The 25,111-nt window shown below is 71.8% G+C and carries 25 protein-coding genes; 8 read left to right on the top strand and 17 right to left on the bottom strand.

The features are described from left to right. Nucleotides 1–13: 13 nt before the first annotated feature. Nucleotides 14–607, top strand: a complete 594-nt coding sequence (locus ACWFR4_RS11350) for a TetR/AcrR family transcriptional regulator (protein WP_356280404.1) — start codon at nt 14–16, stop codon at nt 605–607. Nucleotides 608–694: 87 nt separating this feature from the next. Here ACWFR4_RS11350 and ACWFR4_RS11345 read toward each other — a convergent pair whose 3' ends face one another. Then, entirely contained in the window at nt 695–991 is a 297-nt protein-coding gene (locus tag ACWFR4_RS11345; RefSeq protein WP_453652052.1) for a hypothetical protein, read from the bottom strand. An 86-nt stretch (nt 992–1,077) separates the two neighbouring features. Here ACWFR4_RS11345 and ACWFR4_RS11340 point away from each other — a divergent pair, with 86 nt between their 5' ends. After that, the gene (locus ACWFR4_RS11340) at nt 1,078–2,013 is read left to right on the top strand and encodes an NADP-dependent oxidoreductase (protein ID WP_453456684.1); all 936 of its coding nucleotides are present in this window, start codon (nt 1,078–1,080) and stop codon (nt 2,011–2,013) included. 50 nt (nt 2,014–2,063) lie between these two features. Here the strand turns inward: ACWFR4_RS11340 and ACWFR4_RS11335 are convergent, their stop codons facing one another. Genes ACWFR4_RS11335 through ACWFR4_RS11320 form a run of 4 tightly spaced genes read right to left on the bottom strand, consistent with a single transcriptional unit; the run spans nt 2,064 to nt 4,319 of the window. Further along, a complete protein-coding gene (locus ACWFR4_RS11335; RefSeq protein ID WP_453456686.1) occupies nt 2,064–2,414 on the bottom strand; it encodes a DUF202 domain-containing protein in 351 nt (116 codons plus the stop codon). Next, the gene (locus tag ACWFR4_RS11330) at nt 2,411–2,803 is read right to left on the bottom strand and encodes a YidH family protein (RefSeq protein WP_266668769.1); all 393 of its coding nucleotides are present in this window, start codon (nt 2,801–2,803) and stop codon (nt 2,411–2,413) included. The genes ACWFR4_RS11335 and ACWFR4_RS11330 overlap by 4 nt, the downstream gene beginning before the upstream one ends. 9 nt (nt 2,804–2,812) lie before the next feature. After that, complete coding sequence (locus tag ACWFR4_RS11325; RefSeq protein WP_453456689.1) at nt 2,813–3,391, bottom strand: NUDIX hydrolase; 579 nt, start codon at nt 3,389–3,391, stop codon at nt 2,813–2,815. 37 nt (nt 3,392–3,428) lie between these two features. Beyond that, on the bottom strand, nt 3,429–4,319 hold the full coding sequence (locus ACWFR4_RS11320) for a DMT family transporter (protein ID WP_453456692.1): 891 nt from the start codon (nt 4,317–4,319) through the stop codon (nt 3,429–3,431). A 186-nt stretch (nt 4,320–4,505) separates the two neighbouring features. Between ACWFR4_RS11320 and ACWFR4_RS11315 the strand changes: the two genes are divergently transcribed. The 5 genes from ACWFR4_RS11315 (at nt 4,506) to ACWFR4_RS11295 (ending at nt 10,437) form a co-directional block, all read left to right on the top strand. Then, entirely contained in the window at nt 4,506–6,173 is a 1,668-nt protein-coding gene (locus tag ACWFR4_RS11315) for an FAD-binding dehydrogenase (protein WP_453652050.1), read from the top strand. A 235-nt stretch (nt 6,174–6,408) separates the two neighbouring features. Then, nucleotides 6,409–7,368, top strand: coding sequence for a hypothetical protein (locus ACWFR4_RS11310; RefSeq protein ID WP_453652048.1), 960 nt, complete (start codon nt 6,409–6,411; stop codon nt 7,366–7,368). Nucleotides 7,369–7,439: 71 nt separating this feature from the next. After that, the gene (locus ACWFR4_RS11305) at nt 7,440–9,002 is read left to right on the top strand and encodes an APC family permease (RefSeq protein ID WP_453652046.1); all 1,563 of its coding nucleotides are present in this window, start codon (nt 7,440–7,442) and stop codon (nt 9,000–9,002) included. 141 nt (nt 9,003–9,143) lie between these two features. Next, on the top strand, nt 9,144–9,809 hold the full coding sequence (locus ACWFR4_RS11300) for a molybdopterin-dependent oxidoreductase (protein WP_266742132.1): 666 nt from the start codon (nt 9,144–9,146) through the stop codon (nt 9,807–9,809). After that, on the top strand, nt 9,793–10,437 hold the full coding sequence (locus ACWFR4_RS11295) for a cytochrome b/b6 domain-containing protein (RefSeq protein WP_453456703.1): 645 nt from the start codon (nt 9,793–9,795) through the stop codon (nt 10,435–10,437). Before ACWFR4_RS11300 ends, ACWFR4_RS11295 begins: the two co-directional genes overlap by 17 nt. Nucleotides 10,438–10,447: 10 nt before the next feature. On the opposite strand, the gene ACWFR4_RS11290 is transcribed toward ACWFR4_RS11295, so the two are convergent. From ACWFR4_RS11290 to ACWFR4_RS11275, 4 genes are read right to left on the bottom strand one after another with little or no spacing between them, the layout of a single operon-like run. After that, nucleotides 10,448–11,479: an L-idonate 5-dehydrogenase gene (locus tag ACWFR4_RS11290; protein WP_453652171.1), complete on the bottom strand. Its 1,032-nt coding sequence runs from the start codon at nt 11,477–11,479 to the stop codon at nt 10,448–10,450. A 26-nt stretch (nt 11,480–11,505) separates the two neighbouring features. Then, nucleotides 11,506–12,270 carry an SDR family oxidoreductase gene (locus ACWFR4_RS11285; RefSeq protein ID WP_453456706.1) on the bottom strand — a complete coding sequence of 255 codons (765 nt, stop codon included), beginning with the start codon at nt 12,268–12,270 and terminating at the stop codon, nt 11,506–11,508. A 46-nt stretch (nt 12,271–12,316) separates the two neighbouring features. Further along, on the bottom strand, nt 12,317–13,714 hold the full coding sequence (locus tag ACWFR4_RS11280; protein ID WP_453456709.1) for a GntT/GntP/DsdX family permease: 1,398 nt from the start codon (nt 13,712–13,714) through the stop codon (nt 12,317–12,319). A gap of 34 nt (nt 13,715–13,748) precedes the next feature. Next, entirely contained in the window at nt 13,749–14,300 is a 552-nt protein-coding gene (locus ACWFR4_RS11275; protein WP_453456712.1) for a gluconokinase, read from the bottom strand. Nucleotides 14,301–14,430: 130 nt separating this feature from the next. Between ACWFR4_RS11275 and ACWFR4_RS11270 the strand changes: the two genes are divergently transcribed. Further along, nucleotides 14,431–15,132, top strand: a complete 702-nt coding sequence (locus ACWFR4_RS11270; protein ID WP_453652044.1) for a FadR/GntR family transcriptional regulator — start codon at nt 14,431–14,433, stop codon at nt 15,130–15,132. 15 nt (nt 15,133–15,147) lie between these two features. Here the strand turns inward: ACWFR4_RS11270 and ACWFR4_RS11265 are convergent, their stop codons facing one another. The 8 genes from ACWFR4_RS11265 to ACWFR4_RS11230 all read right to left on the bottom strand — a co-directional run bounded on the left by ACWFR4_RS11265 (nt 15,148) and on the right by ACWFR4_RS11230 (nt 25,072). Next, nucleotides 15,148–15,540, bottom strand: a complete 393-nt coding sequence (locus tag ACWFR4_RS11265; protein WP_453456718.1) for a YchJ family protein — start codon at nt 15,538–15,540, stop codon at nt 15,148–15,150. Between the two features lie 49 nt (nt 15,541–15,589). Continuing rightward, a complete protein-coding gene (locus ACWFR4_RS11260) occupies nt 15,590–17,851 on the bottom strand; it encodes a glycoside hydrolase family 3 N-terminal domain-containing protein (protein WP_453652042.1) in 2,262 nt (753 codons plus the stop codon). Then, nucleotides 17,848–19,782, bottom strand: coding sequence for a glycoside hydrolase 5 family protein (locus ACWFR4_RS11255; protein ID WP_453652040.1), 1,935 nt, complete (start codon nt 19,780–19,782; stop codon nt 17,848–17,850). Before ACWFR4_RS11255 ends, ACWFR4_RS11260 begins: the two co-directional genes overlap by 4 nt. A gap of 34 nt (nt 19,783–19,816) precedes the next feature. Then, a complete protein-coding gene (locus tag ACWFR4_RS11250; protein WP_453652038.1) occupies nt 19,817–20,812 on the bottom strand; it encodes a LacI family DNA-binding transcriptional regulator in 996 nt (331 codons plus the stop codon). Nucleotides 20,813–20,859: 47 nt separating this feature from the next. After that, on the bottom strand, nt 20,860–21,705 hold the full coding sequence (locus ACWFR4_RS11245; protein ID WP_453456729.1) for a carbohydrate ABC transporter permease: 846 nt from the start codon (nt 21,703–21,705) through the stop codon (nt 20,860–20,862). A 14-nt stretch (nt 21,706–21,719) separates the two neighbouring features. Beyond that, nucleotides 21,720–22,658: a carbohydrate ABC transporter permease gene (locus ACWFR4_RS11240; RefSeq protein WP_453652036.1), complete on the bottom strand. Its 939-nt coding sequence runs from the start codon at nt 22,656–22,658 to the stop codon at nt 21,720–21,722. A gap of 41 nt (nt 22,659–22,699) precedes the next feature. After that, nucleotides 22,700–23,980: an ABC transporter substrate-binding protein gene (locus tag ACWFR4_RS11235; RefSeq protein WP_453652169.1), complete on the bottom strand. Its 1,281-nt coding sequence runs from the start codon at nt 23,978–23,980 to the stop codon at nt 22,700–22,702. A gap of 177 nt (nt 23,981–24,157) precedes the next feature. Next, on the bottom strand, nt 24,158–25,072 hold the full coding sequence (locus tag ACWFR4_RS11230) for an AraC family transcriptional regulator (RefSeq protein WP_453652034.1): 915 nt from the start codon (nt 25,070–25,072) through the stop codon (nt 24,158–24,160). Nucleotides 25,073–25,111: the final 39 nt, after the last annotated feature.

Raw genomic sequence — 25,111 nt, 5'->3', positions numbered from 1 at the left:
GCAGGTGGCGGCAGTGCCCAGGACGTCGGACGGAGACGGTACGCCCGTCCCCCAGAGGCTGCTCGCCGCCGCCACCCGGCTCTTCGCCGAGCGCGGGTACGACCGCACCTCGGTCCAGGAGATCGTCGAGGCGGCCGGCGTCACCAAGGGCGCGCTCTACCACTACTTCGGCTCGAAGGACGACCTGCTGCACGAGGTGTACGCGCGCGTGCTCCGCGTGCAGCAGGAGCGCCTCGACGCGTTCGCGGACGCCGACGCGCCGGTCGAGCAGCGGGTGCGCGACGCCGCGGCCGATGTGGTCGTCACGACCATCGAGAACCTCGACGACGCGTCGATCTTCTTCCGCTCCATGCACCACCTCAGCCCGGAGAAGAACAAGCAGGTCAGGGCCGAGCGGCGGCGCTACCACGAGCGGTTCAGAGCCCTGATCGAGGAGGGCCAGCAGGCGGGTGTGTTCTCCACGGCCACGCCCGCCGACCTGGTGGTCGACTACCACTTCGGGTCGGTGCACCACCTCTCCACCTGGTACCGCCCGGGCGGCCCGCTCGCCCCGCAGGAGGTCGCGGACCACCTGGCGGACCTGCTGCTGCGCGCACTGCGCCCCTGACGCCGCTCAGGCCCGGACACGGCCAAGGGCCCCCGCACTCACGCCGAGTGCGGGGGCCGTTCGCTGCCTTGACCGGCCCGCGGACCGTCAGTGGTCGTCCCAGTGGCCTTCGTGCTGCGCGTGCCGGTGGCCGTCGTGGACGTAGTCGACGTGATCGCCGTGGGTGACGGCCTGGTGCCCGCAGTCCTGGCCGTGCTGGTGCTCGTGGCCCTGGTGCGTGGTGTGGGTGCCGGGCTCGCACTCGTCCCAGTGGCCGTTGTGCTCCGCGTGCAGATGCCCCTCGTGCGCGTAGTCGACGTGGTCGCCGTGCGGGACCGCCGTGTGGCCGCAGCCCTCGCCGTGGGTGTGCTCGTGAACGGGGTGTTCCTGGTGGAGAGTGGTCATGGAGTCAGGCTAGCCGGAAATGCCCGGATCATTCTGATATGGAACCCTTGTGCCTGTTCCTGTGCCCTTCGCGAGGAGTACGTCGGATGAAGGCGATCAGCTACAGCGGCTACGGCGGTCCCGAGGTACTCGAGTACGGCGAGGTGCGCGACCCCAAGGTCGGGCCCGACTCCGTCCTGGTGAAGGTCAGGGCCGCGGCGGTGAACCCCGTCGACTGGAAGGCCCGCGAGGGTTACCTCGCCCCGGCGCTCGACGCCGTCTTCCCGGTGATCCCCGGCTGGGACGTGTCCGGCGTCGTGGTCCAACCCGGCGCCTCCGTCACCGAGTTCGTCACCGGCGACGAGGTGATCGGCTACGTACGCGAGGACTTCCTCTCCCGCGGGACGTTCGCCGAGTACGTCGCCGCGCCCGTGCGCACCCTGGCGCGCAAGCCCCGGAACCTCACCTACGAGGAGGCCGCCGGGCTGCCGCTCGCCGGGCTCACCGCCTACCAGGTCCTGACCGGCGCCCTCGCCGTGCAGGAGGGCGACGTGGTGCTCGCCCACGCGGCGGCCGGCGGCGTCGGCTCGATCGCGGTCCAGCTGGGCCGCCACCTCGGCGCCCGCGTCATCGGCACGGCGAGCGAGCGCAACCACGACTTCCTGCGGGAGCTGGGCGCCGAACCGGTCACGTACGGGGAAGGCCTCGCCGAACGCGTGCGGGCCCTCGCGCCGGAGGGCGTGGACGCCGTGTTCGACACGGTGGGCGGGGAGGCCCTGAAGGTGTCCGCGAACCTGCTCGCGCCGGGCGGCCGGCTCGCCTCCATCGCGGACGCCTCGGTCGTCGACCTGGGCGGCCGCTACGTCTTCGTGCGCCCCGACGCCGCCGACCTCGCGCGCCTCGTGGACCTCGCGGAACAGGACGTGGTCACGGTGCACGTCGACGAGACGTTCCCGCTGGAGCGGGCCGCCGACGCCCAGCGGCTGAGCGCCGAGGGCCGCACCAGGGGCAAGATCGTGGTCACCGTGCCGTGGACCGACTGACCGACCGACCGGCCGACTGCCCGGGAACGGCCGCCCACCGCGTCGGGGCGTCACACCACCAGTGCCGCGAACGCGGCCAGCGCCACCGAGCAGGCCACCGCCACGACGGCCGCACGCTGGGACATCACGGGCGGACTGGCCTCGTGCAGCGCCAGATCGCGGATACGGCGGTGCGCCACCGCCAGGAACCCCAGCCACGCCAGGAAGAACAGGGCCGCGCCCAGCACACCGAGGGTGTCCGTGCCGCCGTGCAGCGCCGCCCTGGCCGCGAGGATCGCCGCCACCGTGCACGACAGCGTCGTCCTCCGCCAGGCGAGCCGCGTCCGTGCGGGCTGGAGCCCTGGATCGCGCCCGGCCGCAGCCGCGTCGCCGGCCGACGACGGCTCCGACGGGCCGCTCAACCCGCCCACCCGGCCAGCACGACCACCACCATCGCGACGGCCACCAGCGCCACGACCACGCTCAGCAGCGCCGGGAACCGCGAGACGGGCAGGTCCTCGCCCCGCCGCATCGCCCGCTCGCAGCGCACCCAGTGGCTGACCGCCCGCAGGGAGCACAGGGCGCCCGCCGCGAGCAGCGCGAGCGCGAGACCGGCCCGCCAGGCCCAGCGCAGGTCCGGCAGGAACTGGTCCACGGCGAACCCGCCGCCGATCAGCGCGAGCGCCGTGCGCAGCCAGGCCAGGAACGTGCGCTCGTTGGCCAGCGAGAAGCGGTAGTCGGGCGTATCGCCGTCGTCCCGCACCCGCTCGGGCGCGAACCAGAGGCGGACACTGCGCACAAATTCGATCACGGGGCGACCTTATCCGGGCGCCCGTGGCAGGCCCGCGGCCCCTGCGCGGTAGGCCCGCAGCCGCTCGTACGCGTCGAGTCCGTCCGGCACCCACGGCCACTCGGGAAGCCGCCGTTCCAGCTCCTCGTCGGTGAGGAAGTCGTGCCAGGCCACCTCCTCGGCCTGCGGGTTCACGGGCAGCTCGCAGTGCACCTCGTACAGGTACGACCACCAGGTCCGGCCCGCCCCGTCGTCGTACAGGAACTTGAACAGGGGCTCGGGGCGGGGCAGCCCGGTGACGCCGAGCTCCTCCTCCGCCTCGCGCAGCGCCGCGTCGTCGTAGGACTCCCCGGTGCCCACGACGCCGCCGACGAACATGTCGTACAGGGACGGGAACACCAGCTTTGTCGGCGTGCGGCGATGTACGAAGATCCGGCCGGCGCCGTCCCTGGCCTGGATGAACACGGCCCGGTGGCGCAGTCCGCGGGCGTAGGCCTCGCCGCGCGGGGCCTGCCCGACCACTCGGTCGTGCTCGTCGACGATGTCGAGGACTTCCGCCGCCGGATCCGGGGCGTCAGCGGCGTGCGTGGGATCGGTGGGAGGGGTCATGCGCCCATGAGACCAGACCCGGCAGACTCCCGGCGGATCAGACTTCGACCCCTGCCCGGTCCCCCTCCCGAGGGCCCGTGGTCGGCATCGCCGGATGCATCCCGAGCAGCACGATCCCCGCCACGATCGCCGTGAGCCCGGTCGCCTGCCAGGCGAGCGCCCCGGCGTCCGTGCGCAGTTGGTCGCCCATGAAGCCGACGCCGCACGCGATGCCCGCGAGCGGCTGCGCGGCCGTCAGCGCGGGCAGCGACATCCGCAGCGGCGCCATCTCGAAGGCGCTCTGCACCAGGATCAGGCCCGTGACGCCGAGCGCCAGGACCCCGTACGGCTGCCAGCTGGTGAGCAGCTCGCCCCAGCCGCCCGACGAGAACAGCTGCCCGCTCATCCGCGTCAGCGCGTCCTGCACCCCGTAGAGGAGCCCGGCCGCCACGCCCAGCAGGACCGGGGCCGAGCTCATCCGTGACTTCTTCGCGTACGCGGTGAGCAGCAGCGCGCCGCCCACCATCAGGCCGATGATCAGCCAGCGCCGCAGCGGGTCGGTGACCGCGTCGCCGCTGCGTGGCTCGCCCGCCACGATGAAGGCCGTCACCCCGCCCGCGAGCAGGGCCAGACCCGACCAGCCCTGTTTGCCCAGCGGCTGGCGGGTCTGGTGGCGCGAGAGGGCGAGCGCGAACAGGAGGTTGGTCGCGAGCAGCGGTTCGACGAGGGAGATCTCCCCGTTGCCCAGCGCGATCGCGCCGAGCACCATGCCGCACACCATGAAACCTATGCCGCCCAGCCAGCGGGGGACCCGTACGAGGTCGAGGAGCAGGCGCGGCGACAGGAAGTCGCTCAGCGGGGCGTGCTGCGCCGCGTTCTGCTGGAGCACGAATCCGATGCCTAGGCAAAAGGCCGCGGAGACGGCGAGGACGAGTACGAGAACCGACACGCTGCGCACCTCGAGAATGCAGGTATCAAGATCGGCCATGGGCGGGTCGTTGCACGGGTGTAAGGCCGACGATAGCGCCCCGCGGGACGGGCTGCCCCGCGAGTGACCCGGTCGGCGAGGTTGACGCCGCCCACCCCCGTGCCCAAGATCTGACCCACCGGTAACTTTCGAGAGGGACGGACCCCAATGACGACGTACGACGCGGACGTGATCGTGATCGGGGCGGGCCTCGCCGGGCTCGCCGCGGTGGCGGAACTCGTGGACGCGGGCCGCAAGGTGATCCTCCTGGACCAGGAACCGGAGCAGTCCTTCGGCGGCCAGGCGCACTGGTCCTTCGGCGGCCTCTTCTTCGTCGACTCGCCCGAGCAGCGCCGCCTGCGGATCAAGGACAGCCACGCGCTCGCGCTCCAGGACTGGATGGGCACCGCCGGCTTCGACCGCGCCGAGGACCACTGGCCGCGCAAGTGGGCCGAGGCGTACGTCGACTTCGCCGCGGGTGAGAAGCGGTCCTGGCTGCATGCGCAGGGCGTCCGGTTCTTCCCCGTGGTCGGCTGGGCGGAGCGCGGCGGCTACGACGCGAACGGGCACGGGAACTCGGTGCCGCGCTTCCACATCACCTGGGGGACCGGCCCCGGCCTCGTCGCGCCCTTCGAGCGCCGGGTCAGGGAGGGTGTGGCGCGCGGTCTGGTCGAGCTGAAGTTCCGGCACCGGGTGACGGGCCTGTCCCGCAGCGCCGGCGCCGTCGACACGGTCACCGGCGAGATCCTCGAACCGTCGTCCATCGAGCGCGGCCAGGGCAGCAGCCGTACGGTCACGGGCTCCTTCGAGCTCAAGGCGCAGGCGGTGATCGTCACCTCCGGCGGCATCGGCGGAAACCACGACCTGGTGCGCGCCAACTGGCCCGAGCGCCTCGGCACCCCGCCCGAGAAGATGCTCTCCGGCGTGCCCGCGCACGTCGACGGCCTGATGCTCGGGATCACGGAGAACGCGGGCGCGCACCTCATCAACCGCGACCGCATGTGGCACTACACCGAGGGCATCGAGAACTGGAACCCCATCTGGGACAAGCACGGCATTCGCATCCTGCCGGGCCCGTCCTCGCTCTGGCTCGACGCACGCGGCGAGCGCCTGCCCGTGCCGCTCTTCCCCGGCTTCGACACCCTCGGCACTCTCGACCACATCATGAAGACCGGGTACGGCTACACGTGGTTCGTGCTCAACCAGCGCATCATCGGCAAGGAGTTCACCCTCAGCGGCTCCGAGCAGAACCCCGACCTGACCGGGAAGTCCGTGCGCGGAGTCATCGACCGGGCCCGCGCCGACGTACCGGCGCCCGTCAAGGCGTTCATGGACCACGGCGCCGACTTCGTCATCGAGAAGGACATCCCCGCCCTGGTGCGCGGCATGAACGCCCTCGCCGAGAAGTCGTCGGGTCCGCTGATCGACGAGGCCGCGCTGCGCAACACCCTCGTCGCCCGCGACCGGGAGATCGCCAACCCCTTCACCAAGGACCTCCAGGTGACCGCCATCCGCGGCACCCGCAAGTTCCTCGGCGACCGCCTCATCCGCACCGCGGCGCCGCACCGCATCCTCGACCCGAAGGCGGGTCCGCTGGTCGCGGTGCGCCTCAACATCCTCACCCGCAAGTCCCTCGGCGGGCTGGAGACCGACCTGTCCTCGCGCGTCCTGACCGAGGGCGGCGAGCCGCTGCCGGGCGTGTACGCGGCGGGGGAGGCGGCCGGGTTCGGCGGCGGGGGAGTGCACGGCTACCGCTCCCTCGAAGGGACCTTCCTCGGCGGCTGCCTCTTCTCGGGCCGCACGGCGGGCCGCGCCGCGGCCGCCGCGACCGGCTGAATCTCGCCTTGACAGCACTTCGGACCCTGCTCCGCGGTTCGGGGTGCTGTCTCGTGTCATCAGTTCAACTGCCCAGGTGAGAGCGGGAATTGGCGGATCGCGAGGGTGAACTCGGAGGATTGTGAAACGAGTTGGTGAAGGCCACCCCTTGGTCTGCTCTTGACTCGGAGCGCCCGGTACCGCTTTGCTGTGCGTGATCACCTCAAGTAAGCCGCGTCGTAGAGGATTTCCTGCGGTGCCCCCACCCCCGCCACCACTCGGGCGTGCCCGCAAGCGGGCCGCTCCCCCGTTCGACTCCGCGCTCGACGACAGCCACCTCGTCGCCGCCCGCGCGGCCCTCGCTCAGGGGCGCTGGACCGAGGTCAGGGAACTGATCTCGGCCACCGGCGACGACTGGGACCGCCGCGGCCACCGCATCGTCGTCCTCGCCGAGGAACCGACGGCCACCGCCTGGGTCAGGGACTGGCGGCTCGCCGAACCCGAATCGGCCGACGCGGCCGTCCTGCTCGCCCTCGCAGCCGTGCAGCGCGCCCGCATCGGCAAGACGCGCCCCGAGAGGGCCCGCGACGCCTGCCGCGACGCAGCGGCCCTCGTGCCCGCCGACCCCACGCCCTGGCTCGGACTCCTGCTCCTGGAACGGGACATGGGCCGCGAGGAGGACGTCGTCCGTCTCTTCGACGAGATCCGCCACCGCCATGCCGAGCACCACCACGCCCACCACCTGATGGTCGCCAGACTCGCCGAACGCCGCCCCGACGCGGGCCAGGACCCGCTCCACGAGGTGTACGACTTCGCGTCCTGGGCCGCCGAACAGGCGGGCCCCGGCTCACCGCTCGCCGTCCTCCCCGTGGTCGCGCACGCCGAGCGCTACCGGGTCCTCGCCGCCGCCGGCAGCGAACCGCCCGACCCCAAGGCATCCGGACACTGGACGAGTCGCCGCGCCCGCCTCGTGATGAAGACCGCCTTCGACTGGTGGCTGGAATGGGGCACTCCGGAGCGCCCCGCCCATCCGCGCGGCCGCGTCGACCTGAACTTCCTCGCCCATGCCAAGTCCTGCGAGGGCAGGCCCGCGGAGGCCGCCGCGCTGTTCCACCGCATCGGCCGGCACGCCACCGCCGCCCCCTGGTCGTACCCGGACCGCGATCCGCACGAAGCGTTCCGGGCCGCGCGCAGTGCCGCGCTCGGCACGGCCTAGGACGACGCCCCCAGAAATTCCCAGACACCCGCACCAGCAGCGTTCATCCACAGGGAAGGGACAACCCCGCCATGACGACGGGCAGTTCGAGCACGAGCGACACGGCACGACCCCCCGAGTCCGATGCGGGGATCAGCACCTTCAAGGGACAGGACAGCGCCCTGCGCGCCGGCCGCCTCGGCACGGCGGGCCTGCTCCTGTCCGTGCTGGCCGCGACGGGCCCGCTCATGGTGGTCGCCGGCGTCATGCCCACCACGTTCGCCGTGATGGGCGTCGTCGGGCAGCCGCTGCTCTTCCTCATCCTGGGCGTCGTTCTCGCCCTGTTCAGCGTCGGCTACGCCGAGATGAGCCGGCACGTCCACAACGCCGGTGCCTTCTACGCCTACATATCCCGCGGCCTCGGCCCGACCGCCGGCGCGGGAGCCGCCCTGGTCGCGCTCGTCGCCTACAGCTTCCTCCAGGTCGGCATCTACGGGATGTTCGGCTTCGAGGTGTCCAACCTCTTCGCCTCCTATCTCGACCTGAGCATCGCCTGGTGGATCCCGGCGCTGGTGGCCGTGCTCGCCGTCGGCGCGCTCGCCCTGCTGAAGATCGACGTGAACGCGCGCGTGCTCGGCGTACTCCTGCTCGTCGAGGTCGCGCTCGTCGTTGTCTTCGACGTCGCGGCGATCGGCGACCCGGCGAAGGAGGGCCTGTCGCTGCACGCCTTCAACCCGGAGACCCTCACCGGCGCGGGCGTCGGCACCGCCCTGTGCTTCTGCATCGCCGCCTTCACCGGCTTCGAGCAGGCGCCCGTGTACGCGGAGGAGACCAGCCGCCCTCACATCCTCGTGCCGCGCGTGATGTTCATGGCGGTCGGCTTCGTCGCCGTCTTCTTCGCCATCAGCTCATGGGCGCTCACCGTCGCCGCCGGACCCTCCGCGATCATCCCGACCGCGCAGAAGCAGAGCGCGGGCCTGATGTTCTTCCTTACGGAGAGCAGGCTCGGCGGCACGTTCACGGACATCGTCCATGTCCTGTTCGTCACCGGCATGTTCGCGGCGCTCCTCAGCTTCCACAACGTCGTCTCGCGCTACGCCTTCGCCATGGGCCGTGAGGGCCTGCTGCCCGCCACCTTCGGCCGCACCAACAGCTCCAGCGGCGCGCCCGGCACCGGCTCCCTGCTCCAGACCGCCCTCTCCCTGATCGTCGTCGTGGCCTTCGCGGTCACCGACGACGGCAAGGCGGGCGACCCGACGGCGCCCGTGCTCAAGCTCTTCACCTGGGGCGGCAACGTCGGCGCGCTCGGCATCATCCTGCTGATGGCCGCCGCCTCGCTGGCCGTGATCGTCTTCTTCGTCAGGCGTGGCGCCGCGGGCGCCCAGATCTGGCGCCTGATCGCGTCGGGGATCGCCGGGATCGCGCTGCTCGTCATCGCGGTCTACACGGTCAAGGACTTCGACGTCCTCGTCGGCTCGGGCCCCGGCTCCTCCCTCAACTGGGTGCTGCCCGGCATCATCGCGCTGGCCGCCGTCATCGGCCTGGTCCACGGCGTCGTCCTGCGCGGGCGGAACCCCGAGGCACACGCCGGGATCGGCCTCGGCAACGAGGCGTTCCAGCTGGAGAAGGCGGCCGGCGTGCCCGCCGAGAAGTGACAGAACGCTGACGAACACCCGTGGCCCCTGGCCTCCAGAGGCCACGGGTGCTCGAATCAGTGTGTGAACCCGGAAGAACCCGTACCACCCGAGCGGGACGAGCAGAGCGGCGCGCCCGTCGGCCGCCGCCTCGTTCTCGGCATGCTCGGACTCGGCGCCCTCGGCGTCGCCGCCGCGCCCACTCTCCAGCGCGGCCTCGAATCCTTCCTCGGCAGCGCCGCGGACAAGGACCCCACCGGTCTGACGGACCTCCTGCCGAACGGCGGCGGCTTCCGCTACTACTCGGTTGCCTCCTCCGTCCCGCACAGATCGGCCGCCGACTACCGCCTCACCGTCGACGGTCTCGTCGACCGGCCCACCACCTACACGCTGCCCGCGCTGCGGGCGCTCCCGCAGACCCGGCTCGTGCGCGACGTCCAGTGCGTCACCGGGTGGCGCGTGCCGGAAACCCCCTTCGAGGGCGTACGCCTCTCCAGCATCCTCGACGCGGCCGGGGTCCGGCCCTCCGCCAAGGCGCTGCGGCTGACCTGCTTCGACGGCACGTACAGCGAGAGCCTCACCCTGCCGCAGGCCCGCCGCGCCGACGTGCTCGTCGCGCTGCGCATGCAGGACAAGCCCCTCGGCCACACCCACGGCGGGCCCGTCCGGCTCTACGTCGGCCCGATGTACTTCTACAAGTCGGCGAAATGGCTGTCCGGCATCACCGTCACCGACCGCGTCGAACCCGGCTACTGGGAGAACCGCGGCTACGACGTGGACGCGTGGGTCGGCCGCTCGAACGGACGCGACGATGAACCCACCCACTGAACTCCCGGCGCGCGTAAGGCGCTTCACCCGCTCCGAGACCTGGGTCCACTGGTCCATGGCGGCCCTCATGGGCCTGTGCATCCTGACGGCGGCCTGCCTGTACGTACCCCAGTTCGCGGAGCTCGTCGGCCGCCGCGAACTCGTGGTCACGCTCCACGAGTGGTCCGGTCTCCTGCTGCCCGCGCCCTACCTCGCCGGCCTCGCGTCCCGCGCCTTCCGCGCCGACCTGCGCCGCCTGAACCGCTTCGTCCCGCACGACCGCACCTGGCTGCGCTCCGCCCTGCGCCGCTCGGGCCCGAGGCCCGCGGGCAAGTTCAACGCGGGCCAGAAGCTGTACGCGGGCTGGCTCGCGGGAGCGGTTCTGGTGATGCTCGGCACGGGCCTGCTCATGTGGTTCACCCTCCCCCAAGCTCTCGGCTTCACTCGAGCAGGGGGGACCCCCATCGCGCCCCTCACCTGGCGCACCGGCAGCACCTTCGTGCACGACTGGCTGGCCCTCGCCCTCGGCATCGTGGTCGCCGGGCACATCGCGAAGGCGTGGGCGGACCCCGAGGCACGGCTCGGGATGCGGACCGGGTTCGTGGGGAGGGAGTGGGCCGAGCGCGAGCACGGCGAGTGGCTGCCGTGACGGCGCTTCGTTACGCGCCCGCACCGAAGTCCAGGAGGACCTTGCACGCCCGCGCGCGGTCCGCGGCCAGCACGAACGCCGACTCCGCGGCCGCCACCGGGACCACCGCACTGATCAGCTCCGCGAGCCCCGGCTGCTCGGCGAGCAGGCGCAGCGCGTCGTCGAACTCCGTGTCGAAGCGGAACGCCCCGCGCAGCTCGATCTCCCGGCTGACCACGAGGTTCCCCGCGAACGGGCTCTGCCCCGGCGGCAGCATCCCCAGCTGGACGACCACACCGCCGCGTCGCACATGGCGCAGACAGCTGTCGAGCCCGGCGGCCACGCCCGACGCCTCGACAGCCGTGTCGGCCTCCTCGGGCCAGCCCTTGTCGGCCGGGTCGTCGGCGCGGACGAGGGTGTCGGCGCCGGCGAGCCGCGCGTGACGGAGGGCTTCGGGGAGGAGGTCGGTGGCGGTCACCTGTGCCGCTCCGGCGGCCTTGGCCGCGGCGACGACGAGGCAGCCGATCGGGCCCGCGCCGGTGACCAGGACGTGCCCGCCCGCGACCGGGCCCGCCCGGCGCACCGCGTGCAGCGCCACCGCGAGGGGCTCGGCGAGGGCGGCCCGGTCGAGCGGAAGCCCGTCGGGCACGGCCCTCAACTGGCCGGCGGGGACGGCGATCCGCGCGGCGAAGCCGCCCTGGACGTGCGGGGTGCGGGCCGCGCTGCCCAGGTAGCGGGTGTCACGGCACACATTGCGCCGCCCGTCCACGCACTCGGGGCAGGTCCCGCAGGGGGTGGCGGGGTGCACGGCGACGGCCGTGCCGGGCGCGGGACCGGTGGCACCGTCTCCGTACGACAGGACCGTGCCCACGACCTCGTGGCCGAGCAGCATGGGTTCCTGGAGCCGGAAGTCGCCGACACCGCCGTGGCGCCAGTAGTGCAGGTCCGACCCGCACACCCCGCCGTAGCGGACGGCCACGAGCGCCTGGCCCGGGCCGGGTTCGGGGGAGGGAAGTTCGTCGACGCGCAGATCTCCCGCGCCGTGGATCACGCAGCCCAGCATCAGGTCTCCTCCAGCCATGAGGTCCTCTAGAGAACGCTCGTCATGCCGCCGTCCACGTAGAGGATCTGCCCGCTGACGAAGTCGGACGCGGGTGAGGCCAGGAACAGGGTGCCGCCGACAAGGTCGTCGGTGCGGCCCCAGCGGCCGGCCGGGGTCCTGCGGCGGACCCAGGCGCTGAACTCCTCGTCGCGGACGAGCGGTTCGGTCAGCTCGGTCTCGATGTAGCCGGGGCCGAGCCCGTTGACCTGGACCCCGGAAGGGCCCCAGTCGGCGCACATGCCCTTGGTGAGCATCTTCAGGGCGCCCTTGGTGGCGGCGTAGGGCGCGATGCCGGGCCGCACGACCTCGCTCTGCAGCGAGCAGATGTTGATGATCTTTCCGTGACCGCGTTCCACCATGCCGCGGGCCGCCTCACGGCCCACCAGGAACGCGCTCGTCAGATTGGTGTTCAGGACCCGGTGCCAGTCGGCGTCGGTGAACTCCAGGAGCGGGGCGCGCAGCTGCATGCCCGCGTTGTTGACGAGGATGTCGAGCGGACCCACCCGCTCCTCGACCCCGGCGACCCCGGCGGCCACGGAGGGTCCGTCCGTGACGTCGAACGCCGCGGTGTGGACCGGGCCGAGCCCGCACAGCCGCTCGGCCGCGTCCGCGAGGGCGGACTCGTCGCGTCCGTTGAGGACGACGGTCGCGCCGGCCTCCAGGAGGCCGCGGGCCAGGGCGAACCCGATCCCGCGGCTGGAACCGGTCACCAGGGCCGTGCGGCCGCTGATGTCGAAGAGGGGGTGGGTCATGGCTCAGTACTCCAGTCGCTCCGAAGGGAGCCAGATCATGAGGTGGCTAGATGACCAGGGACAGCAGCAGGACCAGGCCACCGGCGACGACCGAGATGATCGTCTCCATGACGGACCAGGTCTTGATGGTCTGCCCGACGTCCAGGCCGAAGTACTCCTTGACCAGCCAGAAGCCCGCGTCGTTCACGTGGCTGAAGAAGAGCGAGCCGGCGCCGATCGCGAGGACCAGCAGGGCCGTGTGCGAGGTCGACATGTCGGCCGCGAGCGGCGCCACGAGTCCGGCCGCCGAGATGGTCGCGACGGTGGCGGAGCCCGTGGCGAGGCGTATGACGACCGCGATCAGCCAGGCGAGCAGCAGGGCCGGGATCGACCAGTCCTTGGAGATGTCGAGGACCATCTGGCCCACGCCCGAGTCGATGAGGGTCTGCTTGAAGCCGCCGCCCGCGCCGACGATGAGGAGGACGCCCGCGATCGGGGCGAGCGACTTCTCGACGGTGGAGGACAGCCGGTCCTTGGTGAACCCGGCCGCGCGGCCCAGCGTGAACATGCCGACGATCACGGCGGCGAGCAGGGCGATCAGCGGCGAACCGATGACGTCGAAGACGCGCTGCACGGTGTGCTCGGGCTTGTCCACGACGATGTCGACGAGCGCCTTGGCGAGCATCAGGACGACGGGGAGCAGGATCGTGGCGACGGCCGCGCGGAAGCTGGGACGCTTCTCCAGGTCGTCGCTGGCCCGCGCCGGGGTCATCTTGTCCGGGGCCTGGACGTCCACCCAGCGGGCGGCGACCTTCGAGAACAGCGGACCCGCGATGATCACCGTCGGGATGGCGACGAGGACACCCAGGGCGAGCGTGACGCCGAGGTTGGCGCCGACGGCGTCGATCGCGACGAGCGGGCCGGGGTGCGGCGGGATCAGGCCGTGCATGACCGACAGGCCGGCGAGGGCCGGGATGCCGATGCGCATCACCGAGTAGTTGCCGCGCTTGGCGACCATAAGGACGACCGGGATCAGCAGCACGATGCCGACCTCGAAGAACAGCGGCAGACCGATCACCGAGGCGATCAGGACCATCGCCCACGGCATGGCGCGCCCGCCCGCCTTGGCGAGGATCGTGTCGACGATCTGGTCGGCGCCGCCCGAGTCGGCGAGCAGCTTGCCCAGGATCGCGCCGAGCGCGATCAGCACACCCACACCGGCCACCGTGGAACCAAGGCCCGTGGTGAAGCTGACGATGGTCTTGTCGAGGGGGGCGCCCGCGAAGGCTCCCAGGGCCAGAGAACCGATGGTCAGCGCCAGGAAGGCGTGGACCCGGAACTTCGTGATGAGCAGAACGATGACAGCGATGCCCGCGAGAACGGCGATCCCCAGCTGGGCGTGGCCCGCCGAGGTGATCGGTTCGACGGCATCCGCTGCCAGCGTCTCGACGCTGAGACTGGTCACGGTTTTTCCTTGGTGTGGGTGGGGACTTCTGGGACTAACTCAGCGCCGGGCGCTGGGGGGACGGGGACCGGCCTTCGAGGTCGGCGAGGGCCGCGACGGCCCGCTCCGTGATCTCCTCGGGGCTGCCCGACACATCGACGTCGACGCCCGCCTCGTCCGCCGCGAGCGGCTGGAGCGTGGCGAACTGCGAGTCCAGCAGGGCCGTGGGCATGAAGTGCCCCTGGCGGTGCGACATCCGGTCCTCGATCAGGGCGCGGTCACCCGTGAGGTGGACGAACACGACTCCGGGGGCCTCGGCCCTGAGCCGGTCGCGATAGCTCCGCTTGAGGGCGGAGCTGCTGACGACGCCGCCGAGTCCCGCCCGTCCGTGCGCCCACTGGCCGATGGCGTCGAGCCACGGCCACCGGTCGTCGTCGGTCAGGGGGGTGCCGGCCGACATCTTGGCGATGTTCGCCGGCGGGTGGAAGTCGTCGCCCTCGGCGTACGGGACGCCAAGCTTGTCTGCGAGCAGGGGGCCGATCGTGGTCTTGCCGGTCCCTGCCACGCCCATGACTACGACGACGTGGGGGGTGCGTCGTGTCTTCATTGCGTCCTCGCTGTCTTCTTCGACATCGCTGTGTCACGCCACTGAAACCTGAATGGTCGGACAAATTCAAGAGACTGTGACATAAAAGTCTGACTTTTTATTCCGTCGACCCGCCTCGTACGCTGACGGCATGACCACACAGGGCCGGGGGCTGCACGCCCACGTACTGGAGAACCTCGGCCCCGCCATCACCGCCGGGGAGTACCCACCGGGCAGCGTGCTGCGCACGGACGAGCTGGCCCAGCGGTACGAGGTGTCACGTTCGGTCATGCGGGAGGCCGTACGGGTGCTCGAGTCGATGCACCTCGTGGAGTCCCGGCGCCGGGTCGGCGTGACCGTCCGGCCCACAGCGGAGTGGAACGTCTACGACCCGCAGGTCATCCGCTGGCGTCTGGCCGGCGCGGACCGGCCGCGGCAGCTGCGCTCCCTCACGGTCCTGCGTTCCGCGGTCGAGCCGGTCGCGGCCGGACTCGCCGCGACGCACGCCACGGCCGCGCAGTGCGCGGCGCTCACCGAGTGCGCGCTCGGCATGGTCACCACGTCACGCGGCCATCAGCTGGAGGCGTACCTCGTCCACGACGTCGAGTTCCACCGGGTCGTCCTGAACGCGTCGGGCAACGAGATGTTCGCCCGGCTCGGTGACGTGGTCGCGGAGGTCCTCGCGGGCCGCACGCACCACCAGGTGATGTTCGAGGACCCGGACCCGGCGGCCGTGTCACTCCATGTGCACGTCGCCGAGGCCGTCCGCGAGGGGGACGCGGCCCGCGCGGAGGCGCTCACGCGCGAGATCGCGGTGGGCGCGCTCGAGGAACTGGACATCCTCGCGCCCTGAGCGCGCAGGCGCGCACTATTCGATGAAGTCGCCGTCGACGTACACCCATGCGCCGTCGAGCCGTATGAACCTGCTGCGCTCGTGCAGTGAGCCGGGCCGCCCGCCGTCGGTGTAGCGGGCCCGGAAGGTCACGGTGCCGGTGCTGTGGAAGGCAGAACCCTCGGTCGTTCCCAGGATCTCCAGCCCGGTCCACTTCATGCCCGGCTCGAAGGTGACGGCCGGGGGCCGCGTGGCCGGGTGCCAGGTCCGCAACAGATACGCGGCGTCCTTGACGGCGAAGGCGCAGTAGCGGGACCGCATCAGTGCCTCGGCGGTCGGCGCGTTCGCCCGTCCGGAGTGATACCGGCCGCAGCAGGCGTCGTACGCGGAGGGGAGCCCGCAGGGGCAGGTGGGGGCGGGGCGTGACATGCGGACGATTCAACCAGTTCCGCCGCCGATCACCCGGCCCCCACCCCCGTCATGGCGTCACGGTCAGTGCCGCGCCCCGTGCGCGGTCCGACGAGGGTCCCGTCTCGATCGAGAACTCGCCGGGCTCCACGGCGAGGTCCAGGTCGCGGGTGACCGATGCGAGCACCTCGGCGTCGACGGCGAAAAGGGCCTCGGCGCTCCCGCCGGGCTCCAGGTCGAGCCGTACGAACCCGCGCAGCTCCCGCACACGCGGCCACGACGTACCGCCCGACACCCGGCGCACATACAGCTGCACGGTCTCGCGCGCGGGCCGCGTCCCGGTGTTGGTCACGGTGACGGAGCACGTCGTGCCGGGTTCGCCGGCCGTGACGGTGGAGTGTGCGAGGCGGGGTGCCGTGTACGCGACCGTCGAGTAGGAGAGGCCGTGGCCGAAGGAGTGCCGCGCGGTGGCGCTCTGGTCCACGTAGCCGCCGTAGTCGTGGTCCTTGGCGTTGTAGAACACCGGCAACTGCGCGGCGGACCGCGGCACCGACACCGGGAGCCGGCCCGCCGGCGACGCGGCCCCGAACAGGACGTCGGCCACCGCCCGTCCGCCCCACGGCCCCGGATACCAGGCGCACAGCACGCCCTTCGCCTTGCACGTGAGGTCGGGCAGCGCGTGCGGGCGGCCCTGGACGAGGACCACGACGACCGGGGTGCCCGTCGCCGCCACCGCGTCGAGCAGCGCCGACTGGCCGTCGGGCAGGCGCAGATCGGCCAGGTCGACGCCTTCGCCACAGGTCATGCCGACCGGGTTCCCCGAGGAGACGACGGCCGCCCCGTTGGCCTCGAAGCGCGTGTCGGCCTCGCGGGCGCTCGACCCGCCGAGGACGAGCACGGCCACGTCCGCCGATGCGGCCAGAGCGACCGCCTCCGGCACACCGGACAGGTCGCCGCCGACGAGCTCGCACCCGCGCGCGTAGGTCACTTCGGCGCCGGGCGCGGCCCCCGCCCGGATCCCTTCGAGCACGGTGACACCCGAGCCGGGCCGCTGCGGCGCGGTGTAGTCCCCGATCTGGCCGGGAACGGAGTCCGCGCCGGGACCCACGACCGCGATGCGGCGCAGGGAAGGGCCGAGCGGCAGCGTCACCCCGTCGTGCTCCAGGAGCACGATCGACTCCCGGGCCACGCGCTCGCTCAACTCCCGTACATCGGAAGGCTGTTCAGGTATTCCGACGTAGGGCCGCTCGAAGAGGCCGAGCCGGAACTTCAGCGCGAGGACGCGCTCCACCGCCGTGTCCACGGTCTCTTCCGCGACCAGCCCCCGCTCGACGGCCTCGCCCAGCCGCGGGAAGCAGCCGTCCCACAGGCTCAGATCCGTGCCCGCCGCCAGGGCGAGCGCGCCCGCCGCCGCGGGATCGCCGGCCAGCCGCGTCAGCCGGTCGAGCGCGCCCCCGTCCGCCATCACGATGCCGTCGAACCCCCAGCGCTCCCGCAGGAGTTCGGTCAGGAGGTACCGGCTCGCGGCGCACGGAAGACCGTCGAACTCGTTGTACGCCGCCATCACGCCCGCGGCGCCCGCACGGATCCCCGCCCGCGCCGCCGCCAGATGGATCTCGTGCAGCTCGCGGACGCCGAGCTCGGTGGCCGCGCTGTTGCGCCCGCCCACCGAGGAACCCTGGCCCGCGAAGTGCTTCAGCACCACCCCGACCCCGGCCCGCCGCATGCCCCGTACGAGCGCCTCGGTGAACCGGGCCGCCAGATACGGGTCCTCGCCGAAGCACTCCTCGGTCCGGCCCCAGCGCGGGTCGCGGACGAGGTCGAGCGCCGACACCAAGGCCAGATGGCCACCCCTGGCCCGCAGTTCGGCCCCGGCCGCGGCCGCCGCCTCCTCGTAGAGGTCCGGGTCCCACGTCGAGCCGACGGCCAGGTTCACCGGCAGGACGGTGCCGTCGAGCGCCTGGTGGCCGTGCGGGACCTCCTCGACCAGGAGCACCGGGATGCCGAGCCGCGTCTGTTCGACCATGTGCCGCTGTACCGCGTCCGCGACGCCCGCCGCGTCCGCCGCCGTGATCCCGTCGGCGAACGTCACCCCGGACCACGGGTCCGCACGCTGGAGCCCGTACAGGGCGCCCATGCCGTCGTACGCGGCGACCTCGGAGCGGAACGCGTCCGTGAGCCGATGGCCCGAGCCGGTGCGCTCGTACGCGTGCCAGCCGTACATCCGCTGGTTGAGCTGCCCGACCTTCTGGGTGAGGGTCATACGGGCGAGCAGGTCCCGCACGCGCTCGGGCACCGGGGCCGCAGGGTCGCGGTACAGCGGCTCGCTCATCGCAGTTCCAGGACGCGCACGCCGTACGGGTCGAGGGTGACGTCCGTGACGGGCCCGCCCGTCCCCGCGTCGTGCAGTGTTCCGTCCGCCTCCGGACGCACCGCCACCTCCTGCCCGGACTGGCTCACCAGCCACACGAACCGCCGCCCGTCCTCGTGGACCAGCACATCGGCCGACACGTACGGGCTCTCGACCGTCACGGGCCGTGCCACACCGGCGACCTCGGCGAGCGCCGCGTACAGCCGGTGCGTCTGCTCCGGGTTGACGTGCGCCGTGCGGGCGGCCATGTGCTCCAGCGGATACGTCGCGAGGACGGTGCGGCCGAGGCGCGTGGCCCGCGAAAGCAGCGCGGGGCGGCCGTGTGCGTCGACGGCGACGACCTCCGCGCCGCGCGCCTCGACCGGCAGGTACGCCCGGCTGTCCTCGTTGCCCGCGACCGGGAAGCGCAGGGTCTCACCGGCCCCGATGCTCCCGAAGTCCTTCATGAACGTCATCTCCAGGACGTCGTCCTCGATCGGCTCGGCCACCCCGTACGACAGCTGCATCTCGACCCCGAAGAGCCCGTCCAGGTCGTCGAACCACGGCCCGCGCGTCCCGGGGTGCTCACCCGAGCAGAAGGACAGATAGACCGTCGCCCCCTCGGCGGCCCGCCGCGCGAGCGCGCGCCGGGTGCGGGTCGTCAACTGCCGTGTCGCGGGCAGGAGATAGAGCGACGCGTCCTCGCTGATGCCGTCCGCCTCCCGGGTGAGGCCCACCGCCAGGTCGGCGGCGCGCGCCGCGACGTACCCCTGGTGGAGCGAGGTGAAGATGAGCGGGCGGTCGGCGGGGCGGCTGTAGGGGTAGCCGCGCTCCAGGAAGGCGGGCACGACCAGCGCGGCCCCGGCGTCCGAGCGGCGGCAGCGCGCGAAGTCGACCCGATCCAACACCTCGGCGAACGCGGCGAGTTCGACGAGCGGGGCCTTCGGGGCGCCCGTGCTGTCCGTGATGCCGAAGTGCATCTCGAAGGGGTGGTGGTCGTAGGGGGACCGGTCCCACAGGTCGTCGTAGTCCGTGTTGTTCCAGGCGACCCAGCCCGTCGCGCCGCCGAGCAGTGAGTTGTGCAGGGTCTGGCGGTAGTACACGCCCGCGTTCTCGGCGGAGACCGTGTCCGTCGACAGGCCGAACTCCTCCAGGACCACCGGCTGCCCCGTGACGGCCGCGAGCTCGCACTCGAACGCGGCCCGGTAGTGCTGGCGCGGCCGGTCCGTGTCGGAGCGGTAGACGTGCGGGCCCACGAAGTCGACGTACTCGGCGGTGTCCCGCAGAGAGAAACCGTTGTCGCGGCCCGTCACCTCGATGCCCCACGCCCCGTCGCCCAGGGAGACGGGCTGGGTGCCGCCGGCCGCGCGCACCGCGTTGCACATGGCCTGCGCCCACGCCGTGACGACGTCACTGGGGGGCGGGTCGACCTGGTAGATCCGCCCGTAGCCCGGCATCTCGTTGGTGATCAGCCAGCCGGTGACCGCCGGGTGGTCCTTGAAGCGGCGCGTCATCTGGGACACGAACCACGCCTGGCGGCCGACCATCCACACGTCCTCGTACAGGTCCCGGCCTCCGCGCCAGGCCGGATCCCAGTTCTCGCCGGACATGTGACCGACGATGAACGTCGGTACGGTGCCCATGCCCGCCTCGGTGTGCGCGTCGAGGAAGTCGCGGAAGCGCTCGCACAACTCCTCGTCGATCCGGTGCGGTTCGGGGTGGAAGTCGGGCCAGTAGAAGAACGAGCGGGTCATGTTCAGACCGTGTTCGCGCAGCACCGCCAGTTCCTCGCGCACCGTCTTCGGCTCGTAGTCGCGCCACATCAGGGGACCGCCGGTGCGGGACCAGAAGTTGGCGCCGAGCCAGGGCAGGACGGCGGAGTCGTGGGTGAGGTGGGCGCTGTGGCGTCGCATGGTGGTACCTAGCTCCGTAGAAATGCGGGATTCATCAGGGGGTCGCGGGGCCGGTCGACTCGCGGACGACCAGGTGCGGGCGCCCCTCGAGCGGTGTCTCGGGGACGTCCTCGCCGCACCGGGCGAGCAGCACGCGCGCGGCGGCCGCGCCGACCCGCTGCACCTGCTGATCGACGGTCGTCAGGCGCGGGTGCAGCCAGCGGCCGAGGGGGAGGTTGTCGTAGCCGACGACGGACAGGTCCCGGGGCACGGCGAGGCCGGACCGCTGTGCGGTGCCGATGCCGCACACGGCCATCGAGTCGTTGGCGTACACGATCGCGGTCGGACGCTCGGCGCGCCCGATGAGCTCCTCGGTCGCGGCGACGGCGGCCGACTCCGAGAAGTCGGTGCTCAGGACGTCGGCGGGACGGAGTCCGGCGAGTTCGAGTGTCTCCTCGAAGACGGTGCGGCGCAGCCGGGTGTGCTGGAGCTCGACGGGTCCGGAGACGTACGCGATGCGCCGGTGGCCGAGCCCGAGCAGGTGGTCGACCGCCTCGTGGACGCCCGCCCCCTGGTTGCCGAGCCCGACGGTCGGCACGGTCGCCTCCGGGTCGGGCGCGCCGAGCAGCACCGACGGAAGGCCGATGCGGCGCAGCAGCGCCGGGCGCGGGTCGTCGGCCCGCGCGTCCGTCAGGACGGCCCCGTCGACCCGGCCCTCCGAGGCGAGCCGCTCGTACAGCGCGCTCTCCTCGTCGACACCGGCGACGAGATGCAGGAGCAGACCGTAGCCTCGCGGCGCCAACTCGCCCTCTATACCGGTGATCAGCTCACTGAAGTGCGGGTCGGCCCCGAGCACGTCGGTGGGCCTGCGCACGACCAGCGCGAGCGTGCGGGTACGCGCGCTGCGCAGTGCCGAGGCGGACGCGCTCGGCGACCAGCCGAGCTCCGCCGCCGCGTCGAGGATCCGCCGCCGGGTCGGCTCGGCAAGACGGCCTTTCTCGTTGAAGGCCTGCGACACGGCGGCCGTCGACACCCCCGCCGCGGCCGCCACCGCCTTGATGGTCGGACGACCGGTCGGCCGTTTCGGCCGGGTAGCGCTCACATCTTCACCGCCCCACTGACGAGTGCCTGCTGCATCCGCTTCTGGAGCACCGTATAGACGATCCACACCGGTACGAGGGTGAGGACGGTCCCCGCGGTCAGGACGCCGTAGTCCGTCCCGGTGATGGACTTCAGCGTGGGCAGCGCCACCTGGACCGTGCGCTGCGCCGGGTCCGGGCCGATGATGACGAGCGAGTACAGGTACTCGTTCCAGAACGTCAGGAAGTTCAGGAGGAGCACCGTCGCGATGCCGGGCAGGCACATCGGCGTGTACACGTGCCGGAGCACCGCGAAGGTCGAGGCGCCGTCCATGCGGGCCGCCTCCTCCATCTCCCTGGGGACGGTCCGCATGAACTGGACCAGGATCACCACCGAGAGCGGCATCGCCGTGGCCGGCAGGAACAGGATCATGAACGTGCGCGTGTGGAACAGGCCGGTGGCCGCGGCGAGCAGGAACGTCGGGAAGAGCGCCGCGAACGTCGGGATCAGGAACCCCAGCGAGAAGACGCTCTCGACGACGGAGGCGAGCCGGCCCGTCGAACGGGCCAGCGCGAACGCCGCGGGGATCGCGAGCGCCAGCGTGAGGACGAGCGAGAACACCGTCACCAGGGCCGAGTTGACGACCGCGAGTCCGAGGTCGGCGCTGTGGAAGGCGGTACCGAAGTTGCCGAGACCGAATGACGACGGCAGCGCGAACGGGCCGGCGAAGATCTCCTCGTTCGTCTTGAACGCCGAGGCGACGAAGTAGTACAGCGGCACGACGAGGAGCACCGCGTAGAGCCAGACGAGGATGTGGGCGGGCAGCCAGGACCTGCCGAGGCGGCTGTGCTGGGCGGACTTCATGGCGACGGCTCCGATCAGTGGTTCTGGCGGAACGCGCGCCGGATGGCGAGCAGTCCGACGAGCCCGGTGAGGAAGAGGAAGACACCGACGGTCTGGCTGTAGCCGAGGTCGGCCGCGATGAACGCCTTCTGGTAGACGAGGAATGACAGCGTTGTCGACGAGGTGCCGGGGCCGCCCTGCGTCAGCAGCAGCACATGCTGGGCCGACCCGAACAGCGTCCACAGGAACTGCAGCATCGTCACCACCCCCACGTAGTCGCGGATCACGGGGAAGTGGATGTGCCACATGGTCCGCCAGTGCCCGGCGCCGTCCAGCTGCGCCGCCTCGCCGATCTCCTCGGGGACGCTCCCGAGCCGCGCCGCGAACAGCACCGCCGTGAAGCCGATCCCGGCCCAGATGTCCAGCGCGATCAGGCACGCGAGCGCGGTGGAGGGGGAGGCGAGCCACGCGTCGGCCAGCGAGCCGAGCCCGACCGCCTTCAGGCCGCCGTTGACCAGGCCGTCGGGGGACAGCGCCGCGTAGAACACCATCGCCTTCGCCGGGGTCGAGATCAGCCCGGGGATGAACAACAGATAGCGGATGACCTTGTGGCCGGGCGGCTTCTGCGCGACGTAGTAGCCGAGCATGTACGCGCACACGATCATCACCGGGACGGCGACGACGAGTTGGACCGCCGTGTTGCTCACCGCGTCCCAGAACACCGGGTCGTCGAGGACCGTGCGCACATTGTCGAACCCGGCGAACGAGACGGGCTGCAGCATGCCCGGCCAGCGCAGGGCGGAGACCACGAAGATGGCGACCAGCGGGCCGACCATGAAGACCAGGTACCAGACGAGGGCGGGCAGGGCGAGGATCGTGCCGCCCTGGCGGCGCGGCCGCCGGGCGGCGGCCGGGGAAGACGGGGTGGGGCGGCGGACCGCGGTCTCGCCCGCTGTCGACGACATCGTCGTCATGAGCAACTCCCTTACGGATGAGGAGAGAGGGGGGCGTGCGGTCAGGCGCCGCGGTACGCGGCCTCGAGGACCGAGCGGACCTTGGCCGCGCTCGTGCCGCGCGTGAAGGAGGTGCTCGTCGCCGTGATCAGGGGCTGCGTCGCGGCCGGCGGGACGAACAGGTCGGGCAGCAGCACCTGGCTCACGTCACCGCCGAGCCGCTGTGCCGCCGCCACCAGCGGGAAGTCCGAGCTGACCGTGTCGGACCGCAGCGCCATGTCGCGCCCGGCCTCCTTGATGAACCGCGAGACGGTGTCCGGGCGGTACATGAACCGCAGGAACTTCTCGACGGCGTCGATCTTCTTCGTGCCGTTCGGGCTGATCCAGAAGCCGATCAGCGTGTATGTCCGCAGGATCGTCGGCTTGCCGTGCGCCGCCCCGGGGGCCAGCGGCCAGCCACCCACGTCGGTGTGACGCGCCACCTCGGCCGGCACCTTCGCCAGGGCCGACGACATGGCGGACTGCATCGCCGCGGCCTGCGTGTTGAACTGCGTGGTCATGGAGTCCGACGTCAGGCCCTGGGCCTTGTCGGCGAACACCCCGGCGTCGCGCAGCTCCACGAAGTAATCGAGGCCCTGCCGTGCGCCCCGGCTGCCGAAGTCCCCGGTCGCGTAGACGTGCCTGGCCTCGTCCTCGGTCAGAAACGTCTGGATGATCTGGGCGAGCAGCTTCTGGCCGGTCCAGTCGTTCCCGCCGACCGTGACGGGCGCGATGCCCTTCCTGCGGAGCTTGCCCGCCGCGCTGATCAGTTCGTCGCCGGTGGCCGGGACGTGGTCGACGCCCGCCTTGTCGAGGAGCGCGCGGTTGTAGGCGACCGGCCAGTTGGTGGCGAAGTACGGGAAGGCCCGCACCCGGCCCTTGCCGTCGGTCCACGCGTCCAGGGCCACGGGCAGCACCCGCTCGCGCAGCCCCCAGTCGTCCAGGTAGTCCTTCACGTCCACGGTGGCGCCGACATCGGTCCAGGCCAGCGTCTTGTCGTAGAGGTTCACCATGACGACGTCCGGCTCCTTGCGGGCCAGCCGCGAGGTCTCGTAGACCTGCGCGAGGTCGTCGCCGTTGACGAGGTTCCTGACCTTGAGACCGGGGTTCTCCTTGCGGAACCGGTCCAGGGCGGAGAGGTAGGTGGGGGAGCCGGGGGCGGTGGTGCCGAGCTGGCTGTGCACCACGAGGGTGCCGGGGTCGTCGTCGGCAGCGGCGAGGGCGGAGCAGCCGGACAGGGCGGAGGCGGCGGCGAGTCCGCCGCCGGCGGCGAGGAATCCGCGCCGACTCATCGTCGAGGGCACAGAGCGCACAGCGGTATGTCTCCAACCGGGTTACGGGTAACGACGGAGTGGTTAATCGATATACCTGTGGGAGGTGCGAGCACCGTAAGGGGCGGGAGAAGAACGGTCAACCCCCCATTGCGCATGCTGAAACAGGGCCGCCGCAGGCCCGTGCATACCTATGGAAAGCGGGGTCTGTCAGACCTGTTCGGCACGGAATGACGCCGGCGTCATTCCCGTGTGCTGCTGGAAGTACTTGGAGAAGTTCGCCGAGTCGCCGATGCCGACCGCCACCCCGATCCGGCCCACCGGAAGGTCCGTGTGGGCGAGCAGCCGCTTCGCCTCCAGGGTCACCCGGCGGTCGATGAACGCCTTCGGGGTCTGGCCGGTCGCCGCCCGCACCGCGCGGACGAGGGTGCGCCGCGAGTAGCCGAGCTCGTCGGCGTACGCGCTCACGCTGTGGTTCGTCGTGAAGCCCTGCTCGACCGCCGTGCGGAAGCGGCTGAACGTCGTGTCCGGCTGCGGCCTGCACTCGTCCGCGGCCGCCTGCGCCGACACATGTGCGACCCGCAGCATGAAGGCCGTGAGCGAGTGCCGCAGCACGGAGGTGTGCAGGCTGAGCGGCAGCGTCGCTGTGTCCAGGTACTCGCGCTTCAGCTGCTCCAGCGAGGCGTCCAGGGCAGTGCGTTGGGCCTCGTCGGGGTGGAGGAGGGGCGGCCGGTCGTAGCGGTACAGGCCCGTCGCCTCGACGATCGCGCGCGGCAGGAAGCCGGGCTGCATGGTGAGCGCCGTGCCGACGTAGCGCTCGTTCGTCGAGAAGCCGTGCACCTGGCCGGGCCGGATCCACAGGATGTCGCCGGCGCCGACCTCGTACTCCGTGAAGTCGATCATGTGGTGGACCGGGCCCTCGCGGAAGAAGAGCAGGACGTGGAAGTCGATCCGGTGCACGCGGCGCGACAGGCCGACGCCGCCCGCCCAGGGACCCTCCGTGCCCATCGGGCCGATCTGTATCCCGACCCCGGACACGCTGGCGCTCGGGTCGAAGGGATACGTACGGATGTGCGCCGCCGCTCCCATATGTGCGCTCGGATGTGCGCCGCCCTGCTCCGTCATTCAATTTCCTTGGCTCAAACCGGCTCGGCCTCTTGTAGG

The sequence above is a fragment of the Streptomyces sp. NPDC055140 genome, assembly GCF_053607285.1.
Note: the sequence above shows the minus strand (reverse complement) of the source record. Positions and strands in the feature narration are given on the sequence as shown.

Coding starts and splice junctions, on each gene's coding strand:
- ACWFR4_RS11345 (WP_453652052.1), bottom strand. CDS start 991: ATGACCACTCTCCACCAGGAACACCCCGTTCACGAGCACACCCACGGC.
- ACWFR4_RS11340 (WP_453456684.1), top strand. CDS start 1,078: ATGAAGGCGATCAGCTACAGCGGCTACGGCGGTCCCGAGGTACTCGAG.
- ACWFR4_RS11325 (WP_453456689.1), bottom strand. CDS start 3,391: ATGACCCCTCCCACCGATCCCACGCACGCCGCTGACGCCCCGGATCCG.
- ACWFR4_RS11315 (WP_453652050.1), top strand. CDS start 4,506: ATGACGACGTACGACGCGGACGTGATCGTGATCGGGGCGGGCCTCGCC.
- ACWFR4_RS11305 (WP_453652046.1), top strand. CDS start 7,440: ATGACGACGGGCAGTTCGAGCACGAGCGACACGGCACGACCCCCCGAG.
- ACWFR4_RS11300 (WP_266742132.1), top strand. CDS start 9,144: ATGCTCGGACTCGGCGCCCTCGGCGTCGCCGCCGCGCCCACTCTCCAG.
- ACWFR4_RS11295 (WP_453456703.1), top strand. CDS start 9,793: ATGAACCCACCCACTGAACTCCCGGCGCGCGTAAGGCGCTTCACCCGC.
- ACWFR4_RS11290 (WP_453652171.1), bottom strand. CDS start 11,479: ATGCTGGGCTGCGTGATCCACGGCGCGGGAGATCTGCGCGTCGACGAA.
- ACWFR4_RS11285 (WP_453456706.1), bottom strand. CDS start 12,270: ATGACCCACCCCCTCTTCGACATCAGCGGCCGCACGGCCCTGGTGACC.
- ACWFR4_RS11275 (WP_453456712.1), bottom strand. CDS start 14,300: ATGAAGACACGACGCACCCCCCACGTCGTCGTAGTCATGGGCGTGGCA.
- ACWFR4_RS11270 (WP_453652044.1), top strand. CDS start 14,431: ATGACCACACAGGGCCGGGGGCTGCACGCCCACGTACTGGAGAACCTC.
- ACWFR4_RS11265 (WP_453456718.1), bottom strand. CDS start 15,540: ATGTCACGCCCCGCCCCCACCTGCCCCTGCGGGCTCCCCTCCGCGTAC.
- ACWFR4_RS11260 (WP_453652042.1), bottom strand. CDS start 17,851: ATGAGCGAGCCGCTGTACCGCGACCCTGCGGCCCCGGTGCCCGAGCGC.
- ACWFR4_RS11255 (WP_453652040.1), bottom strand. CDS start 19,782: ATGCGACGCCACAGCGCCCACCTCACCCACGACTCCGCCGTCCTGCCC.
- ACWFR4_RS11245 (WP_453456729.1), bottom strand. CDS start 21,705: ATGAAGTCCGCCCAGCACAGCCGCCTCGGCAGGTCCTGGCTGCCCGCC.
- ACWFR4_RS11240 (WP_453652036.1), bottom strand. CDS start 22,658: ATGACGACGATGTCGTCGACAGCGGGCGAGACCGCGGTCCGCCGCCCC.
- ACWFR4_RS11230 (WP_453652034.1), bottom strand. CDS start 25,072: ATGACGGAGCAGGGCGGCGCACATCCGAGCGCACATATGGGAGCGGCG.